The sequence below is a fragment of the Yersinia rohdei ATCC 43380 genome (assembly GCF_000173775.1).
In the GTDB taxonomy this organism is placed as follows: domain Bacteria; phylum Pseudomonadota; class Gammaproteobacteria; order Enterobacterales; family Enterobacteriaceae; genus Yersinia; species Yersinia rohdei.
Window position 1 is genome coordinate 102,094 of the sequence record NZ_ACCD01000004.1, and the last position, 17,997, is coordinate 120,090.

Sequence of the window (17,997 nt, forward strand, 5' to 3'; positions counted from 1 at the left end):
AGGAGAGGGTAAATCTTACCGACACCCCGGTGAGAGGTGCCGGTCATCATAATTACTGCTGAGGTTGATACTGCTGCTGTTGATTATGTTGTTGATCAAATTGTTGCTCAGTTGCTTGCTGGTTCTCTATAACCTGGCGATCCTGAGGTGCACCGCTGCCAATATTAATGCGCTGTGGTTGCAGTGCTTCTGGCACTTCGCGCAACAAATCAATGTGCAACATCCCATTCTCAAATTGAGCATTATTCACATTCAGATGCTCTGCCAGAGTAAAGGTCAAAGAGAACTCTTTGCGAACCAGCCCCTGATGCAGGTATTCAACCTGTTTTTCGGCCGGTGTCAGCTTACCGCGCACAGTCAAACGCGGGCCTTCGACTTCAATTTCTAGCTCATCTTGTTTAAAACCGGCTAATGCCAGTGAGATGCGATAGTGGTTATCGTCAGTTTTTTCAATATTGTAAGGAGGGAACCCATGAGCCTCGGTTGTCCCCTGCATGGTGCTCGCCAATTTATCAAAACCAATCCACTGACGAAGCAAAGGTGACAAATCATAATTACGCATATATATACTCCTTCTTTGAAGCGAGATAAGATATAAAACAATCGACGGTCACGAATTTTCGATATAAAAAACCCTAACGCAAAATACTGGCGTTATATTATTTACTGCCATCAATACGTGACCGGTTATCCCCCGATTACGGCAGGAAACTTTTAAACAATAATATAGCTAACTAACACAACTCAGTAGATTACTTGATCTCAATACGACGTGGTTTTAAACTTTCTGGAACCATTCGTTCAAGATCGATATACAGCAAACCATTCACTAAGTTGGCACCTTTAATTTTAATGTGCTCAGCCAACTGGAATTTACGCTCGAAATTACGCTCGGCGACACCTTGGTATAAATAGGTTTTCTGTGCCGGTTCACCGGCATGTGAACCACGAACAATCAATAGGTTATCCTGTGTTACGATCTCCAGTTCTTGCTCTGAGAACCCGGCTACCGCGATGGTAATGCGGTAATTATTTTCATCGACCAACTCGACATTATAAGGAGGATAACCACCATTATTTTGATTCTGGCCAGACTCTAATAAATTGAATAGCCGGTCAAAACCAATAGCTGAACGATACAGTGGTGCAAGCTCGGAATTACGCATAAAACTGCCTCCTAAATAGATTAGCAAGGATGTTTGTATTAAGCCTTCCACGATGGACAGGCTGGCGGTCTGAATACCCTGTCGGCGTATTCTCTCTGACCTAATAATAAAATGGGCCCGACCTTGTTCTTTTCAAGAGCAAAATAAAAAAATTTTTTTGAGAAACCTCCCAATCAGACGTTTATTAATCTAATAATTCGATAAATATGTTTCTATAACTTACACTTAACAAAGTGTGGCGCCAGAGAATTGAATCTTTGGCCATAGGAACTGTCTGTAAGATGATGTAAAAATCATGACAAAACCTGACACTGGTAACCTATTAACCCGTGTAATGTGCTAAACACTATAATGTACTGAATACTATAAATTGCTGAACGCTAGAAAGTACTAATCACCCGGTATGATGAGAGCTGAACAAAATAATGAAAAATACAGTTATCCCTTTTGTTACCGGCTGTTCGCTGCTTTTATCCAGCGGCTGCTCCAGCATTATGACGCACACCAGCAGCAGCCAGGGTTATTACTCAGGTACTGAGGCCAATGTGGCAATGCTCAAAGATGATGATACCGGCTGGGCGCTGCGCCCGCTGCTGGCGGTAGACCTGCCTTTCTCTGCGGTGATGGATACCCTGCTGCTGCCTTATGATTATTTACGGTCTGACCACCAAGATAAGATGGCCAGCTCACCACGTGAACGTGTTCGCCAATCTGAAGCTGAGAATCACACTGCCGCACACGCCAGTGATGTGACGGCGCAATAATCACACCTATTTCTACCCGGTTTTGTCATAAATGAATTGGCAATTTTCTCACTCAGATGTATTCACAGTAAAAATCTGAGTGAATCCGGCTATTTCCCGCATAAAAGCTATTTTGCTGCCATCTGGTGAAAACACCACCGCATCCGCCAAAGGTGCCTGAAGGCTGCGTGCCGTCAGCCGCTGTAACTGCCCCGTAGCAACTTCACACTGCATCACACTGTTATCACTAATAAAAGCCAGGCTCTGCCCTTGCGGATGCCAGCTAAATGCAGACTGAATTCCCGACTCAGTCGCCGTCAGTTGCCGTGGTTCACCACCATTAGGAGAAACCAACCACAGCTGCACCACGCCATTATCATCTGCCATCAAACACGCAATAGCACTGCCATCAGGTGAGCTGCGCAACCAATGCCGGGGAGTGGTAGCCAGGCCGGGGAAACGCCGCCCCGCAGTGAAGGTAATTCGCCGCTGGGTCACCCCCATCGGGGGGGCCGGCAAGGTGGTTTTTGTCCCTTCAAGGGGGTCAGATCCGGCTCGGGCATAATCTCGGTAGCGTTCAGGTAAATCAACCAGATAAATTTCAGGAATGCGCTCGCCTTGCTCTGAAAGAGTATCGCCAATAAAGGCCAGCGCCCAACGTTGGCGGCTACCATCCGTTTTTACATAACCATGAGTGCCGACCCAACCTTCTTCATAAGCTCGGTTTATTTGGTCACTGCCCGCTTGTGGCGTGGGAGTGGTGCGCGTGACTAAGACACAAAAATGGCTGCCATCATATTCACGAGGATGTTGTTTGGGAGGGTTTACCCCTTGCAGCGGCAAGGCCACCCCGACATTGCGGCAATCCAGCGCGGGATCTAACTCATGCAGCACGTGGTCATTATAAGTAAAGCTCAGACGGCTGCCATCAGGGCTGAAAACATGCACATGGCTGCCACCGCGTAATGCACCGGCAGTATAGGGTGCGCTGATATCCATCGCATCCAGCGTCACCGCCAGTTCTCTGTCCGGCTCAGTCACAATGACCCCACGCCGGTGATGAAAATCATAATGCCAATGACTGTCCGGATACTCTGGGCCATGAATAAACACATAGCGCGCCGGTTCATCTGGGCTTACCGTCACCACCCCAACATGCGCCCCATGCTGAGCACGATAAATAACCTCAATATCACGAGTTACACAATTAACCCGCTCAATGGTTAAGCCGCTAAAAGTGCTGCCATTGGGCCGCACATCATATACCAGCCATTGGCTATCAGGCGTCCAAACATTGATATTAGTAAGCTGATGACCTCGAGGGGCAAAGGTGAGTTGCTGTTCTTGGCAGGTCATGCGGGCTCCGACGGGTTATGACTCATTACACTCAATTATATCATCCACACTTCCAATTACTGTAAATCCTGCCAGCAACAAATGATGGTAATTTAGAATAAAAAGTCTAATATAGATTTTTTATTCCAGAAAAAACACCTATGCTTAGCCGATACCAGCCAATTGCTGATGCGATTGCCACACTTTTCTCCCCTTATGCGGAAGTTGCCCTTCACGACTTAGCCAGTCAGAAACTGGTTTATATCGCTAATAACTATTCACAGCGGGAATTAGGCGAAGACTCCAATCTCAGTGAGCTGCAATTTGACCAGCAATCACAAGTTATCGGCCCATATCAAAAGCGCAACTGGGATGGTCGGCAACTGCGATCTATCAGCACTGTATTGCGAGATGACAGCAACCAACCTGTTGGTTTGCTTTGTATTAATCTGGATATAACTGTCTTTGAAAATGCTAAAGCGGCGCTGGATATGCTCTTGTCAGGGCATCAATTGCAACCACAACCTGATGTCTTATTCCAAGATGACTGGCAGGAGCGAATCAATACTTACATCCATAACTGGTTGCAACAGCAGCAACTCACACTGGCAGCACTGAATAATGTTAGCCGCCGTAAGTTAATTGAGGCGCTCTATCAGCAGGGAGCATTTAACGGCAAAAATGCTGCGGGCTATGTTGCAAAAATCCTGGGCATTGGCCGAGCCACTGTTTACAACCAATTGAAAAATATTAAAAAAATATAAAACTTATAGGAACCGATATGAATTCGTTATTCAATGCCATCAAAGAAGCTCACCAAGTATTACGCCCCCAAGTGAGAGTCACTCCGCTGGAATACAGCCCATTGCTGTCACAACACAGCGGTTGTGAAATTTATCTTAAATGTGAGCATCTACAACATACCGGTTCTTTTAAGTTTCGCGGAGCCAGCAACAAGCTGCGGTTATTAACTGATGAACAGTGCCAGCGGGGAGTTATCACCGCCTCGACCGGTAATCACGGCCAAGCTATGGCGCTGGCGGGGAAACTGGCGGGGGTGAAATCTACCATTTATGCACCAGAACACGCTGCGGCTATCAAGTTGGAAGCCATTCGCGCTCTGGGTGGTGATATCACACTTATCCCAGGTGATGCGCTAGATGCGGAGCTAGCCGCAAGTGCCGCTGCACAGCAACAAGGTAAAATCTATATTTCCCCTTATAACGATAAACAAGTTATTGCTGGCCAAGGTACCTGCGGCATGGAAATGGTTGAGCAACAGCCCGACCTTGATGCTGTCTTTGTGGCGGTGGGCGGCGGTGGGCTGATTTCCGGTATTGCGACCGTGCTGAAGAAACTTTCTGATAAAACTCAGGTAATTGGTTGCTGGCCGGCCAATGCCACCAGCATGTATACCTGTTTGCAACAAGGGTATATTGAAGAGGTCGCAGAGCAAGAAACACTGTCTGACGGCACCGCTGGCGGGGTAGAGCCGGGGGCGGTCACCTTTGCACTGTGCCAGCAGTTGATCGACCAAAAAGTACTGGTGACGGAGCAGGAAATCAAAGATGCCATGCGCTTAATTGCCCGCACTGACCGCTGGATGATTGAGGGAGCGGCAGGGGTGGCCTTAGCCGCAGCGCTAAAGCTGGCTCCCCAATGGCAAGGTAAGAAAGTGGCGGTGGTACTGTGTGGCAAGAATATTGTACTGGAGAAATATTTGGGAGCAGTCAGCGAATGATTATCCTGAATAAACAGCAAATTCTAGACAAGTTCGATGCAGATGCCATCACGTTATTGCTCAAAGAGGGTTTTATTGCTTTTAGCCAACAACAGGTGCAACTGCCGCCGGTGCAACATTTATGGTTTGAACCCGCCAATGGCGACTGCTGCATTAAAAGTGGCTATTTGCAGGGCGACAGCCTCTTTGTGGTGAAGGTTTCCGCGGGTTTTTATCATAATCCGGCCCAAGGACTGGCCAGTAATCAGGGGCTGATGATGGCGTTTTCTGCCCAAACTGGCGAGCCGCAAGCTTTATTACTGGATGAAGGCTGGCTCACCGCCCTGCGTACGGCTCTGGCAGGGCGCATTGCCGCCGAGCTTTGCGCCCCACAGCATATCAGCGCCATTGGCATTGTCGGCACGGGTATGCAGGCACGGTTACATCTCATGCATTTGAAAAATGTGATTTCATGCCGCCAGGTATGGGTTTGGGGCCGCAGTGAAGCCGCATTAGAGGAATACCGGCAATATGCACAAGCCGCAGGTTTTGAGGTCAATACCACACAAGATGCCGCAGAGTTAGCCCGCCACTGCCAATTTATTGTTACCACCACACCGAGCCGAGAGGCCATTTTACCGGCGGCAGATATTCAGCCCGGCACCCACATTACCGCGGTCGGGGCGGATGGAACTGGCAAGCACGAACTGGCCCCTGAATTAGTCGCCAAAGCCGATAAAATCCTGGTGGATTCCTTAGCGCAATGCACTGAATTTGGTGAGATTTCGCTAGCATTTCAGCAAGGCTTGTTAGCCCAGCATGCCTTGGTGGAAATTGGCACTGCTCTACTGCAAAACCGGCCTTTCAGAGATAATCAGCAGCAAATTACCCTGACAGATTTAACCGGGTTAGGTATTCAGGATGTACAAATAGTGAAAGGGATTTTAATGAGGTAATTGAAGTGTAAATAGCTGAATCGGCGGTTAAGGTCTCATCACTCAGCTTACCTGCGTAGAGGTAAGCTGAGATTTCCAGGCAACCGAAACCAATCACCAAATTAATCAGTCAATCAAAATACATACTTCTCAATGGCCATCGCCACACCATCTTCAGTATTGGTGCCGGTAACAAACTGCGCGATTTCTTTTAGCTCGGGGATAGCATTGCCCATCGCCACACCCACACCGGCGTAATTCACCATGGCGATATCATTACCCTGGTCACCCAAAGCCATGATGTTTTCCCGCGCGATACCTAAATGCTCTGCCAGCATTTTTACGCCAGCGCCCTTATCAACCCGCTTACTTAAAATCTCCAGGAAAAAAGGCGCGCTTTTCATGATGGTAAAACGCTCAAAGGCCTCGGCTGGCATCAGCGCTAAAGCGCGATCCAGTTGTTCTGGCTCATCAATCATCATGACTTTCGGGAAGCGCAAGGTTGAATCCATCTCTTCCACTGCACGATATTTCAATGGAATGCCGGTTAACATCACTTCGTGCAATGTATATTTGCTGATGTCTTTATTGGCGGTATATAAGGTATTAAAATCAAAGGCATGGAAACCGACGCCCATCTCACGCGATAAAGCTTCAAAATAGAGATAATCCTCAAAACTGAGGGTTTCCTGCAAAATACATTCACCAGTAGCCGCTTTTTGCACTAACGCACCATTATTGCTGATGCAATAATCGCCACTGTTTTCCATATTCAATTCGCGTAAATAACGTTGAACCCCGATATAAGGCCGCCCGGTGGCCAAGACCACACAAACACCTTTCGCCCGAGCGGCATCAATAGCCTGTTTTACCCGTGGCGTAATTTCATGCTGCGGGTTCAGCAAAGTGCCGTCCATATCAATAGCGATTAACTCAATAGCCATAGGTCCTCACATTTATAAAGCCAATACCTCATGCTAGCGCGATTCAGCTCTCAAATGCTAGTGAGTCCGTGCTCGGCACAAAGGTTGTTGAGATAAAAATTCGGCATAGCGCCATTAGGGGCAAAAAAAACCCAGAGGCAGTTTCCTGCTCTGGGCTTTTGCTATCAGATTACGACGCTATCTGACGGGCTAGATATCGATATTCGCTGCGCGCAGCGCATTCTCTTCGATAAAGGCACGACGAGGTTCAACCGCATCACCCATCAGGGTAGTGAATAGTTGGTCAGCAGCAATAGCATCTTTCACCATCACCCGCAGCATACGGCGGCCTTCTGGATCCATCGTGGTTTCCCACAATTGCTCTGGGTTCATCTCACCCAACCCTTTATAGCGTTGGATGGCCAAACCACGGCGTGACTCTTTCACCAACCAATCCAGCGCACCTTCAAAGCTGGTGACCGGCACACGGCGCTCGCCGCGTTCCACAAAGGCACCTTCTTCAATCAGGCCACGCAGTTTGTCGCCAAGCAGACAGATTTTGCGATACTCGCCACCGTGAATGAAGTCAAAGTCCAGCTCATAATCAGTATCCACACCATGAGTACGAATACGTAAAATTGGCTCGAACAGTTGGCGTTCACGGTTTTCGCGCACCACAGCGCTGTAGCTGCTGCCGTGTTGCTCTTTTTCATTCAGCAAGGCTACCAGTGACTCAATCCACTGCGTCACAACCTCTTTATTGCTTAACTCTTCTTCTTGCAGTGTCGGCTGGTAAATCAAGTTATTCAGCAAAGCACGCGGATAACGGCGTTCCATTCGAGCGATGGTTTTCTGGACACTGTAATGTTCAGTAACCAATCTTTCTAATGGCTCACCAGACAGTGCCGGCGCATGTTCATTGATGTGCAGTGCCGCCCCATCCAATGCCAATGTCATCTGGTACTGTTCCATCGCGTCATCATCTTTGATGTATTGCTCTTGTTTGCCTTTCTTCACTTTATACAATGGCGGTTGAGCGATATACACATGACCACGCTCAATAATTTCCGGCATCTGGCGGTAGAAGAATGTCAGCAACAAGGTGCGGATGTGAGAACCATCCACGTCGGCATCGGTCATGATAATGATGCTGTGATAGCGCAGTTTGTCCGGATTGTATTCATCCCGACCAATACCACAACCCAGCGCAGTGATCAGCGTCGCCACTTCTTGTGAAGAAAGCATTTTATCAAAGCGCGCTTTCTCAACGTTCAGGATTTTACCTTTCAGCGGCAAAATGGCCTGATTTTTACGGTTACGGCCTTGTTTAGCAGAGCCGCCCGCTGAGTCCCCTTCCACTAAGTAGAGTTCGGACAATGCTGGGTCACGTTCCTGACAGTCAGCCAACTTACCTGGCAAGCCACCTAAGTCCAACGCTCCTTTACGGCGGGTCATTTCACGGGCTTTGCGCGCAGCTTCACGAGCACGGGCCGCGTCAATGATTTTGCCCACAACGATTTTGGCGTCAGTTGGGTTTTCCAGCAAATACTCAACCAGCTTCTCGTTCATCAGCGTTTCAACCGCCGTTTTCACCTCAGAAGAAACCAGTTTATCTTTGGTCTGTGAGGAGAATTTAGGGTCTGGCACTTTCACGGAAACCACAGCAATCAAGCCTTCGCGGGCATCATCACCGGTCGCACTAATTTTCGCTTTTTTACTGTAGCCTTCTTTATCCATGTAGCTGTTCAGGGTACGGGTCATTGCCGTACGGAAACCCACTAAGTGAGTCCCCCCATCGCGCTGTGGAATATTGTTGGTGAAACAGTAAATATTTTCCTGGAAACCGTCATTCCACTGCAAAGCCACTTCTACACCGATATCATCTTTCATGGTGGAGAAATAGAACACTTTCGGGTGGATTGGGTTTTTGTTTTTGTTCAGATACTCAACAAACGCTTTGATACCGCCTTCATAATGGAAGTGGTCTTCTTTGTCGTTGCGTTTATCTCTCAGTTTGATTGAAACCCCGGAGTTCAGGAACGACAGCTCACGCAGGCGTTTTGCCAGGATTTCATACTGGAATTCGGTGTTATTGGTGAACGTCTGGAAGCTCGGCCAGAAGCGCACAGTTGTCCCGGTCTGGTCGGTTTCGCCCACAACTTTCAGCGGTGCCTGCGGCACACCCATTCTGTAAGTCTGTTCGTGAACTTTACCTTCACGGCGAATCACCAGCTCCAGTTTTTCAGACAGGGCGTTAACAACTGACACACCCACGCCGTGCAAACCGCCGGAAACTTTATAAGAGTTATCGTCAAATTTACCGCCAGCATGCAAGACGGTCATGATGACCTCAGCGGCCGATACCCCTTCCTCGTCATGCATACCGGTTGGGATACCGCGACCATCATCCTGTACGGAAACGGAGTTATCCGAATGAATGGTCACCACAATCTCTTTACAGTGGCCAGCGAGGGCTTCGTCGATAGCGTTGTCCACAACCTCGAATACCATGTGGTGCAGACCGGTACCATCATCAGTATCACCGATATACATGCCCGGACGCTTACGAACTGCATCCAGCCCTTTTAATACCTTGATACTTGAGGAGTCATAAGTATTCGACATCAACGTTTCTCGCTCATTTTTAATCCTGTGGTTGAACCTCTATTTTGCCATGTTCCACGCGGAACATCTTGCCCTTTTCGCCTACCATGTCAGCCACTTGTTCAGCGCTCACTGCGCTAACAAAAACCTGTGCCTGGGTAGCCTTCAGACGCTCGGCCAATAATCGACGACGGCCGGTGTCTAATTCGGAAGCAAAATCGTCAAGCAGATACAGGCAACGCCGCCCGCTCTGTCGGGTGAGAAACTCACCCTGCGCTAACCGCAGTGCGCACATCAGCAACTTCAGCTGACCACGCGATAGCAAATCTTCTACCGGCGTACCATCGGCCCGAATGCGAAAATCCGCTTTATGTGGCCCGACGGCGGTATAGGTTAGCGCGCGGTCACGCTCAAACTGGCGTTCCAGCAACTCACCATAGTCACTCTCTTTATCCCAACCGCGCTGGAAAGAGAAACTCAGGGCGAACTCTGGCAGGAACAGGGCGCATGTGGCTGAAATATCTGCCGCCATTGCGTCGCTGTATGCCGCCCGCCACTCACTAATACGCTCAGCCAGCGGGATAATTTCCTGATCCCAAGCCCGGATTTGCGTATAGCGACTCACCTGGCGCAGCGCGGCATTGCGCTGCTTAAGTAATCTTTTCAGATTGCTCCAGGCCATAAAAAAACCGGGTTCATTATGAAAGCAACCCCAGTCTAAAAAAGCGCGCCGAAACTTTGGCCCACCATTCAGTAACGTAAACCCCTCAGGGGTAATCAATTGCATTGGCAACAGTTGCGCCAATTCAGCCACTTTATGGCCATCAGTACCATCAATGCGCACTTTGCTATCACCCAACCGACTTTTACTCAACCCCACGGAGGATTCGCGCTCATTAGCATCAACCCGGCCATGCAGCACAAATTCAGGGCAATCGTGGCGGATCACGCGGCCAGCCTGCAAACTGCGAAAAGCGCGACCATGACCCAGGGTGTAAATTGCCTCTAACACACTGGTTTTGCCACTGCCATTGGGGCCAACTAAAAAATTAAAACCCGGCGCCAGCGCCAAGTCTGCCGATTCGATATTGCGAAAATCTTTAATTAGTAAACGCGTCAAAGCCATGAAACTGCTTCTTATTATAATCGAGGGCGTTATCGCCTTATCCCTGACCTCGGGCGTCATTGTCGCAGACAGATTGGGTGCGAACAGCGCACTGCCCAATCCCACGTCGACAAGTAAAATACCCGCTATAGATCACAGACGCATTGGCATTACGACGTAGGCCGCAGCCTGACTATTACCATCCTCAATCTGCACACTGGAAACTGAATCGGTCAGCAGCAAACTCACCTCTTCGCACTTGAGTGCATTAAGCACATCCAGTACATAGCTGACGTTAAAACCGATCTCCATTTCAGCCCCATCGTAGCTAACATCAAGAATCTCTTCCGCTTCTTCTTGTTCAGGGTTGTTCGCGGTGATCTTAAGCTGATTTTGACTCACATACAGCCGAACACCCCGAAACTTCTCATTGGACAAAATCGCGGCGCGAGCAAAAGCCTGTTTCAGCAAATCACAACTTGCTTTCAGGGTTTTGTCCGGATTTTTTGGCAATACACGACGATAATCCGGGAAGCGGCCATCAACCAGCTTCGAGGTGAAAATAAAATCACCCACATGCGCGCGAATATTGTTACTGCCAATTTGCAGGCGCAGTGGCGTGTCACCACCATCCAGCAAACGCACCAGCTCCATCACCCCTTTACGCGGCACAATCACCGAATGTGAAGGTAATGTTTGGCCAATTGGCATGGAACAAACCGCCAAACGGTGGCCATCTGTGGCGACAGTACGTAATTCTTCGCCTTCGGTCTCAAACAGCATGCCGTTCAAGTAATAGCGCACATCTTGATGGGCCATCGAGAACTGAGTCGACTCAATCAGGCGCTTCAAAGTTGCTTGCGGTAAAGTGAACTCGACTTCACTTTGCCAGTCATCCAGATTTGGGAAATCTGCCGCAGGTAAAGTGGATAGCGAGAAACGACTGCGGCCAGAACGCACCAACAGGCGATCGCCATCCAATGCGACGGTAATTTCTGCACCTTCCGGTAAACCACGCCAGATATCAAAAAACTTCCGGGCGGGTACCGTGGTTGCGCCTTGCTCATGTGGCTGAGATAGCGCCACGCGCGCAACCATCTCCATTTCCAGATCAGTACCGGTCAGCAGCAAAGAACCTTCCGTGACTTGCAGCAACAAGTTACCCAAAATGGGCAACGTAGGGCGTCCACCCAGCGGGCTACTGACCTGTTGCAGCGGTTTTAGCAGATGCTCACGTTCAATGATAAATTTCATAGCGCTAGGAGGATAATGTTCTGATTAAGTTAGAGAAATCTTCTTTGATGTCGTGACTTTCTTCACGCAATTGCTCAATCTTGCGGCAAGCATGCAACACCGTGGTATGGTCGCGGCCACCAAACGCATCGCCGATTTCAGGCAGGCTGTGGTTGGTTAACTCTTTTGCCAATGCCATCGCCATTTGGCGCGGACGGGCTACCGAACGGGAACGCCGTTTGGAGAGTAGGTCAGCGATCTTAATTTTATAATATTCAGCAACCGTCTTTTGAATATTATCGATAGTAACCAGCTTTTCCTGCAATGCCAGCAAGTCACGCAGAGCTTCACGCACAAAATCAATGGTGATTGCCCGGCCCGTAAAATTGGCATTGGCGATCACGCGATTCAATGCCCCTTCCAGCTCACGAACATTAGAGCGCAGACGCTTGGCAATAAAGAACGCAACCTCACCCGGTAAGCGAATATTATTTTCATCCGCTTTTTTCATCAGTATCGCGACACGGGTTTCCAGTTCTGGCGGCTCAATCGCCACCGTCAGGCCCCAGCCAAACCGCGATTTCAAACGATCCTCAACCCCATTGATCTCTTTTGGATAGCGATCTGAGGTCAGAATGATTTGCTGATTGCCTTCTAGTAAGGCATTAAAGGTGTGGAAAAACTCTTCCTGAGAACGCTCTTTATTGGCAAAGAACTGAATATCATCGATTAATAATGCATCAACCGAACGATAATAGCGCTTAAATTCTTCTATCGCGTTGTTCTGCAAGGCTTTAACCATGTCTTGCACAAAACGCTCCGAATGCATGTAAACCACTTTGGCATTGGCTTTACGGGCCATAATGCCATTCCCTACCGCGTGTAACAGGTGAGTTTTACCCAAACCTGTGCCGCCATAAAGGAATAAGGGGTTATACGCACCACCCGGATTATCAGCAACCTGACGTGCAGCAGCACGAGCCAGTTGGTTAGATTTACCTTCAACAAAGTTATCAAATGTGTGCTTAGGGTTCACATTCGAACGATAAGAAAGTTCAGGTTGAGCGGGCGAACTATCCCAACTCGGACGCACAGGTGCGCTACGGATAACCGGAGCAACAGGCGCGCTAACGCTGGCTGTAACTGGATGATTATGTGCTCTTACCGCCGGTTTACTCCCTACTTCAAAACGCAGTAAAGGAACCTCGGAACCACAAAAATCATTAAGCAAGCCATTGATATTGTTTAAGTACTTATCACGGACCCAGTCCAGTACAAAACGATTAGGTGCGTAAAGCGCCAGAGTATTGTCACTCAGTTCCGCCTGTAGGGGGCGTATCCACATACTAAATTCTGTGGCAGGTAACTCATCCTGCAATCGGGCAAGACACTGCTGCCAAAGCGAAAGTGACACGGCGGACTCCACTCGAACAAGATCAATAAAAGAAAGAAATCAGGATTTTTTGTAACTCATCGTTTTTGACACACGCCAATGTGGCCTGTAGCAAGCCAAAGTGACATGCGAACCGTTTTTCGGTTGTTTTACGACTCACATCCCCCTGCTATCTCGGAGTAGTGATCCCAGAGTTCTGGATGTGATCGGAATGGCGGATCATAGCGCAAAAGGAGCAATAGATCCTCCCCTTCCTCACAGATTAGATCCTTTTTATCCACAGGGCATAACTTCTGTTAGGAGTGTAACCTAGCGCACAGCTTTTCGTGGCCCTCATCGTCAGTTTTCACCACACATTTCAGATTATACTGGTATGGCACCCCGCCGCTGGCAATTGATCCTCATTAATCTATCAAGGATCACACGGCGATCCTTGCGATTTATTCGGGAGTCCGTATAATCTTCAGCCCTACGTGTGATGCCTGTTCTCTTGATGGCTTTTGGCCAAAAAGAAAGCAGCGGTGAACACGGACAGGCTCTTGGTAAACTCCCGGTACAGAAAACTTCTGTGCGGGCGGACGCAATGTCAATTGACTCAGGACTGTACAATTATTACAATCCCGCTTCTTTATATGTTGCGATTGAGGCGTCGGTGTCTTCACTCCGAGCAGCCAAACGCGTTTACTGAATCAGTAATTATTTTAAGTTTAGGTAGAAATCGCTATGAAACGCACTTTCCAACCGTCCGTATTGAAGCGCAACCGTAGCCACGGTTTCCGTGCTCGTATGGCCACCAAAAATGGTCGTCAAGTTCTGGCTCGCCGTCGTGCGAAAAGCCGTTCTCGTCTGACTGTTTCTAAGTAATAAAAGCTAACCATCTAAGTGGTTAAGCTAGCATTTCCTAGGGAGTTACGTTTGTTAACTCCCAGTCATTTCACTTTCGTCTTCCAGCAGCCACAACGGGCTGGCACGCCGCAAATCACCATCCTCGGCCGCCTGAACGAGCTGGGGCATCCCCGCATCGGTCTTACCATCGCCAAAAAACATGTCAAACGTGCTCATGAACGTAATCGGATAAAGCGCCTAACACGCGAAAGTTTCCGTTTACATCAGCATACTTTGCCATCAATGGATTTTGTCGTTTTGGTGAAAAAGGGTGTGGCTGACCTCGACAACCGTGCGTTGACGGAAGCTTTGGAAAAATTATGGCGTCGCCACTGTCGCCAGGCTCCCGCATCCTGATCGGGCTAATCAGGGGCTATCAGCTCGTGATAAGTCCGCTGCTGGGGCCGCGTTGTCGTTTCCATCCGACATGCTCTCATTACGGAATTGAGGCATTAAGACGGTTTGGCATGATAAAAGGCAGTTGGTTAACACTGAAACGCGTATTAAAATGCCACCCTTTGAACCCAGGTGGCGATGATCCCGTGCCGCCGAAACCCGACGATAACAGAGAACACTAACGATGGATTCGCAACGCAATCTTCTACTCATCGCTCTGCTGTTCGTGTCTTTCATGATCTGGCAAGCCTGGCAAGTGGATAACAATCCACAACCAGCCGCTCAGACCACGCAACAGACTGCGAATACTGCTACCGGTGATAAAGCAAGCCAGGCTGTGCCAGGCAGTGGTCAGGGTCAACTGATTACTGTAAAAACCGATGTGCTGTCTCTGACCATTAATACCCGTGGCGGTGACATTGACCAGGCTAATCTGCTGGCTTACCCGGATGCTCTGGGTTCAGATAAAACTTTCGAATTACTGGAAACCACACCTGGGTTTATTTATCAGGCGCAAAGTGGTTTGACAGGAAAGAACGGCCCGGACAACCCAGCTAATGGGGAGCGTCCGCTGTTCGAGGTGCCTCAAACCAGCTTTGTATTAGCTGATGGTCAGGATGAACTACGTATTCCAATGACTTTCACTGGCAAAGACGGCTCCGTTTTCATCAAGACTTTTGTACTGAAACGTAATGATTACGCCATTGGCGTCGATTATCACGTTAAAAATGCTTCAGAAGCCCCACTGGAACTGACGCTGTTTGGCCAATTAAAACAAAGCATTAACTTGCCTAAACACCGCGATACAGGCAGCAATAATTTTGCGCTGCATACATACCGGGGTGCGGCTTTCTCTTCTGATGAAACTAAATATAAAAAATATAGCTTTAGTGATATCGAAGACAAAAATCTGGACATCACCACCAAAGGTGGCTGGGTAGCCATGTTGCAGCAATATTTTGCAACCGCATGGATCCCAACTGCTAACGAAACCAACACCTTCTACTCTGCTGACTTGGGTAATGGTCTGGCTGCCATCGGCTTTAAAGGTGCGCCAGTTGTTATTCAGCCCGGTGAGCAGAAACAACTTAGTGCAACCTTATGGGTTGGCCCAGAAATTCAGGACAAAATGGCGGCCATTGCGCCACACCTTGACCTGACTGTGGACTATGGTTGGTTATGGTTTATTTCTCAGCCACTGTTCAAACTGTTGAAATTCATTCACAGCTTTGTCGGTAACTGGGGCTTCTCCATCATTGTAATCACCTTTATCGTGCGCGGTATCATGTACCCGCTGACTAAGGCGCAATACACCTCGATGGCGAAAATGCGTTTGCTGCAGCCTAAACTGGCCGCCATGCGTGAGCGTATCGGTGACGATAAGCAACGTATGAGTCAGGAAATGATGGCGCTGTACAAAGCTGAGAAGGTTAACCCACTGGGTGGCTGCTTACCGCTGGTCATTCAGATGCCTATCTTCCTGGCGTTGTACTACATGTTGATGAGTTCCGTTGAATTGCGCCATGCGCCATTCATCTGGTGGATTCATGACCTGTCAGCACAAGACCCGTACTACATTCTGCCGATTCTGATGGGTATCACCATGTACTTCATCCAGAAGATGTCACCGACGACCGTGACTGACCCAATGCAGCAGAAGATAATGACCTTTATGCCAGTTATTTTCACAGTATTCTTCCTGTGGTTCCCGGCGGGTCTGGTTCTGTACTATATCGTCAGTAACCTGGTGACCATCCTGCAACAGCAGTTGATTTATCGTGGGCTGGAAAAACGTGGCTTACACAGCCGCGATAAGAAAAAACAGTCTTAACAGATAGATACCCAAGTAGTTGGCGTAGCAGGTAGGCGGCAAGTAAAAACGAGGCCCTGAAATGGGCTGAGTAATAAGTAGCTAACACCCTGCGGCTTCAAATACGATGGGGGATAAGGCGGTCAATATGACCGCCTTATTACTTTTACAGAAGCCTGAATTTTGTACTTTTCTGTTGGTAAAAAGAGTAAGTTCAGGCTTGTGCAAAAATAATAGGTTGAAGAGAGAAATAACCATGAGCACCACTGATACTATCGTGGCACAAGCAACGCCCCCAGGCCGTGGTGGCGTAGGCATTTTACGTGTTTCAGGTCGTGCTGCCGCTAGCGTCGCGCAAGCAGTCTTGGGGAAATTACCCAAGCCGCGCTATGCCGACTATCTGCCATTTAAGGATATTGACGGCAGTACATTAGACCAGGGTATTGCTCTCTACTTTCCAGGCCCCAACTCCTTTACTGGCGAAGACGTGCTGGAACTGCAAGGTCATGGCGGCCCGGTCATACTGGATTTGCTTTTAAAACGCATTCTGGCCCTACCAGGGCTGCGGATTGCTCGCCCCGGTGAGTTCTCCGAGCGCGCATTTCTCAATGACAAACTGGATTTAGCGCAAGCCGAGGCCATTGCTGACCTGATTGATGCCAGCTCAGAGCAAGCAGCTCGTTCGGCTGTAAACTCATTGCAAGGTGCATTTTCTGTCCGCATCCATCAATTGGTGGAAGCACTCACTCACCTGCGAATCTACGTCGAAGCTGCGATTGACTTCCCCGATGAGGAAATTGATTTCCTTTCTGATGGAAAAATCGAAGGCCAATTAAACGGCGTGATGGCTGATTTAGAGCAAGTCCGCACCGAAGCCCGGCAAGGCAGCCTACTACGTGAAGGCATGAAAGTGGTTATTGCTGGCCGCCCTAACGCCGGTAAATCCAGTTTACTCAATGCCTTAGCAGGTCGTGAAGCGGCTATTGTCACCGACATCGCAGGGACAACCCGTGATGTATTGCGAGAACATATTCATATTGATGGGATGCCACTGCATATCATTGATACCGCAGGTTTACGTGAGGCCAATGACGAAGTTGAGCGCATTGGTATCGAACGGGCCTGGCATGAGATTGAACAAGCGGACCGGGTGCTATTTATGGTTGATGGCACCACTACCGATGCCACAGAACCGGCGGCTATCTGGCCAGAATTTATGGCGCGCTTACCCGCGACATTGCCGATTACAGTGGTACGAAACAAAGCTGACGTTACAGGTGAAACCTTGGGTCTGACCGAAGTGAATGGTCACTCACTGATTCGCTTGTCCGCGCGAACCGGCGAAGGTATTGACCTGCTGCGTAACCACCTAAAGCAGTGCATGGGCTTTACCAGTAATACCGAAGGGGGCTTCCTGGCTCGTCGACGCCACTTGCAAGCGCTGGAAACCGCCGCGCAGCATCTGGTGCAAGGTCACGAACAGTTAGTAAGTGCTCGCGCTGGTGAACTATTGGCAGAAGAATTACGTTTGGCACAACAGTCATTGAGTGAAATTACGGGTGAATTCAGCTCAGATGACTTACTGGGGCGGATTTTCTCCAGTTTTTGTATCGGAAAATGAGTGTGATGCCATAGAGCCAACACAGATTGTCGCTAATTTTGATAATCTTGCTCTATGGGTCTAAACAGTTATCCCCACAGCCGTTGGTATTGCACGATGAATTTACTTAAGATCTGCAATGTCGAGGA

General features: G+C 48.8%; 17 protein-coding genes. 9 read left to right on the top strand and 8 right to left on the bottom strand.

The window, feature by feature from the left end; genetic code table 11:
- Positions 1-52 precede the first annotated feature (52 nt).
- Both ibpB and ibpA read right to left on the bottom strand, forming a co-directional pair.
- Complete coding sequence (ibpB, locus tag YROHD0001_RS12720; RefSeq protein WP_004713868.1) at positions 53-562, bottom strand: small heat shock chaperone IbpB; 510 nt, start codon at positions 560-562, stop codon at positions 53-55.
- A gap of 190 nt (positions 563-752) precedes the next feature.
- Positions 753-1,166 carry a small heat shock chaperone IbpA gene (gene ibpA / locus YROHD0001_RS12715; protein WP_004713869.1) on the bottom strand — a complete coding sequence of 138 codons (414 nt, stop codon included), beginning with the start codon at positions 1,164-1,166 and terminating at the stop codon, positions 753-755.
- Positions 1,167-1,591: 425 nt separating this feature from the next.
- On the opposite strand from ibpA, the gene YROHD0001_RS12710 reads away from it, so the two are divergent.
- Positions 1,592-1,930: a YceK/YidQ family lipoprotein gene (locus YROHD0001_RS12710; protein ID WP_004713870.1), complete on the top strand. Its 339-nt coding sequence runs from the start codon at positions 1,592-1,594 to the stop codon at positions 1,928-1,930.
- A 48-nt stretch (positions 1,931-1,978) separates the two neighbouring features.
- Here the strand turns inward: YROHD0001_RS12710 and YROHD0001_RS12705 are convergent, their stop codons facing one another.
- Entirely contained in the window at positions 1,979-3,265 is a 1,287-nt protein-coding gene (locus tag YROHD0001_RS12705) for a YidR family protein (RefSeq protein ID WP_004713871.1), read from the bottom strand.
- 140 nt (positions 3,266-3,405) lie between these two features.
- Here YROHD0001_RS12705 and YROHD0001_RS12700 point away from each other — a divergent pair, with 140 nt between their 5' ends.
- From YROHD0001_RS12700 to YROHD0001_RS12690, 3 genes are read left to right on the top strand one after another with little or no spacing between them, the layout of a single operon-like run.
- A complete protein-coding gene (locus YROHD0001_RS12700; RefSeq protein ID WP_004713872.1) occupies positions 3,406-4,008 on the top strand; it encodes a helix-turn-helix transcriptional regulator in 603 nt (200 codons plus the stop codon).
- A 17-nt stretch (positions 4,009-4,025) separates the two neighbouring features.
- The gene (locus YROHD0001_RS12695; RefSeq protein WP_004713873.1) at positions 4,026-4,985 is read left to right on the top strand and encodes a threonine/serine dehydratase; all 960 of its coding nucleotides are present in this window, start codon (positions 4,026-4,028) and stop codon (positions 4,983-4,985) included.
- On the top strand, positions 4,982-5,920 hold the full coding sequence (locus tag YROHD0001_RS12690; RefSeq protein ID WP_032816352.1) for an ornithine cyclodeaminase family protein: 939 nt from the start codon (positions 4,982-4,984) through the stop codon (positions 5,918-5,920). Before YROHD0001_RS12695 ends, YROHD0001_RS12690 begins: the two co-directional genes overlap by 4 nt.
- Positions 5,921-6,033: 113 nt before the next feature.
- On the opposite strand, the gene yidA is transcribed toward YROHD0001_RS12690, so the two are convergent.
- The 5 genes from yidA to dnaA all read right to left on the bottom strand — a co-directional run bounded on the left by yidA (position 6,034) and on the right by dnaA (position 13,178).
- Positions 6,034-6,843 carry a sugar-phosphatase gene (gene yidA, locus YROHD0001_RS12685; protein WP_004713875.1) on the bottom strand — a complete coding sequence of 270 codons (810 nt, stop codon included), beginning with the start codon at positions 6,841-6,843 and terminating at the stop codon, positions 6,034-6,036.
- A gap of 189 nt (positions 6,844-7,032) precedes the next feature.
- Complete coding sequence (gyrB, locus tag YROHD0001_RS12680; protein WP_004713876.1) at positions 7,033-9,447, bottom strand: DNA topoisomerase (ATP-hydrolyzing) subunit B; 2,415 nt, start codon at positions 9,445-9,447, stop codon at positions 7,033-7,035.
- Between the two features lie 19 nt (positions 9,448-9,466).
- Positions 9,467-10,552: a DNA replication/repair protein RecF gene (gene recF, locus YROHD0001_RS12675; RefSeq protein ID WP_004713877.1), complete on the bottom strand. Its 1,086-nt coding sequence runs from the start codon at positions 10,550-10,552 to the stop codon at positions 9,467-9,469.
- 132 nt (positions 10,553-10,684) lie between these two features.
- On the bottom strand, positions 10,685-11,785 hold the full coding sequence (gene dnaN / locus YROHD0001_RS12670; RefSeq protein ID WP_004713878.1) for a DNA polymerase III subunit beta: 1,101 nt from the start codon (positions 11,783-11,785) through the stop codon (positions 10,685-10,687).
- Between the two features lie 4 nt (positions 11,786-11,789).
- Positions 11,790-13,178, bottom strand: coding sequence for a chromosomal replication initiator protein DnaA (dnaA, locus tag YROHD0001_RS12665; protein ID WP_004713879.1), 1,389 nt, complete (start codon positions 13,176-13,178; stop codon positions 11,790-11,792).
- A gap of 702 nt (positions 13,179-13,880) precedes the next feature.
- On the opposite strand from dnaA, the gene rpmH reads away from it, so the two are divergent.
- The 5 genes from rpmH to mnmE all read left to right on the top strand — a co-directional run bounded on the left by rpmH (position 13,881) and on the right by mnmE (position 17,869).
- On the top strand, positions 13,881-14,021 hold the full coding sequence (gene rpmH / locus YROHD0001_RS12660; RefSeq protein WP_002220736.1) for a 50S ribosomal protein L34: 141 nt from the start codon (positions 13,881-13,883) through the stop codon (positions 14,019-14,021).
- Between the two features lie 18 nt (positions 14,022-14,039).
- A complete protein-coding gene (gene rnpA / locus YROHD0001_RS12655) occupies positions 14,040-14,399 on the top strand; it encodes a ribonuclease P protein component (protein WP_032816353.1) in 360 nt (119 codons plus the stop codon).
- Entirely contained in the window at positions 14,363-14,620 is a 258-nt protein-coding gene (yidD, locus tag YROHD0001_RS19595) for a membrane protein insertion efficiency factor YidD (RefSeq protein ID WP_032906726.1), read from the top strand. The genes rnpA and yidD overlap by 37 nt, the downstream gene beginning before the upstream one ends.
- Before the next feature lie 2 nt (positions 14,621-14,622).
- Positions 14,623-16,269: a membrane protein insertase YidC gene (gene yidC, locus YROHD0001_RS12650; protein ID WP_032816355.1), complete on the top strand. Its 1,647-nt coding sequence runs from the start codon at positions 14,623-14,625 to the stop codon at positions 16,267-16,269.
- A 235-nt stretch (positions 16,270-16,504) separates the two neighbouring features.
- Complete coding sequence (gene mnmE / locus YROHD0001_RS12645) at positions 16,505-17,869, top strand: tRNA uridine-5-carboxymethylaminomethyl(34) synthesis GTPase MnmE (RefSeq protein ID WP_032816357.1); 1,365 nt, start codon at positions 16,505-16,507, stop codon at positions 17,867-17,869.
- The last annotated feature ends 128 nt before the right edge of the window (positions 17,870-17,997 follow it).

What these genes read in the sequence shown, in the direction of transcription:
- ibpB (WP_004713868.1), bottom strand. Translation starts at nt 562, where the DNA reads ATGCGTAATTATGATTTGTCACCTTTGCTTCGTCAGTGGATTGGTTTT.
- ibpA (WP_004713869.1), bottom strand. Translation starts at nt 1,166, where the DNA reads ATGCGTAATTCCGAGCTTGCACCACTGTATCGTTCAGCTATTGGTTTT.
- YROHD0001_RS12710 (WP_004713870.1), top strand. Translation starts at nt 1,592, where the DNA reads ATGAAAAATACAGTTATCCCTTTTGTTACCGGCTGTTCGCTGCTTTTA.
- YROHD0001_RS12705 (WP_004713871.1), bottom strand. Translation starts at nt 3,265, where the DNA reads ATGACCTGCCAAGAACAGCAACTCACCTTTGCCCCTCGAGGTCATCAG.
- YROHD0001_RS12700 (WP_004713872.1), top strand. Translation starts at nt 3,406, where the DNA reads ATGCTTAGCCGATACCAGCCAATTGCTGATGCGATTGCCACACTTTTC.
- YROHD0001_RS12695 (WP_004713873.1), top strand. Translation starts at nt 4,026, where the DNA reads ATGAATTCGTTATTCAATGCCATCAAAGAAGCTCACCAAGTATTACGC.
- YROHD0001_RS12690 (WP_032816352.1), top strand. Translation starts at nt 4,982, where the DNA reads ATGATTATCCTGAATAAACAGCAAATTCTAGACAAGTTCGATGCAGAT.
- yidA (WP_004713875.1), bottom strand. Translation starts at nt 6,843, where the DNA reads ATGGCTATTGAGTTAATCGCTATTGATATGGACGGCACTTTGCTGAAC.
- gyrB (WP_004713876.1), bottom strand. Translation starts at nt 9,447, where the DNA reads ATGTCGAATACTTATGACTCCTCAAGTATCAAGGTATTAAAAGGGCTG.
- recF (WP_004713877.1), bottom strand. Translation starts at nt 10,552, where the DNA reads ATGGCTTTGACGCGTTTACTAATTAAAGATTTTCGCAATATCGAATCG.
- dnaN (WP_004713878.1), bottom strand. Translation starts at nt 11,785, where the DNA reads ATGAAATTTATCATTGAACGTGAGCATCTGCTAAAACCGCTGCAACAG.
- rpmH (WP_002220736.1), top strand. Translation starts at nt 13,881, where the DNA reads ATGAAACGCACTTTCCAACCGTCCGTATTGAAGCGCAACCGTAGCCAC.
- yidD (WP_032906726.1), top strand. Translation starts at nt 14,363, where the DNA reads ATGGCGTCGCCACTGTCGCCAGGCTCCCGCATCCTGATCGGGCTAATC.
- yidC (WP_032816355.1), top strand. Translation starts at nt 14,623, where the DNA reads ATGGATTCGCAACGCAATCTTCTACTCATCGCTCTGCTGTTCGTGTCT.
- mnmE (WP_032816357.1), top strand. Translation starts at nt 16,505, where the DNA reads ATGAGCACCACTGATACTATCGTGGCACAAGCAACGCCCCCAGGCCGT.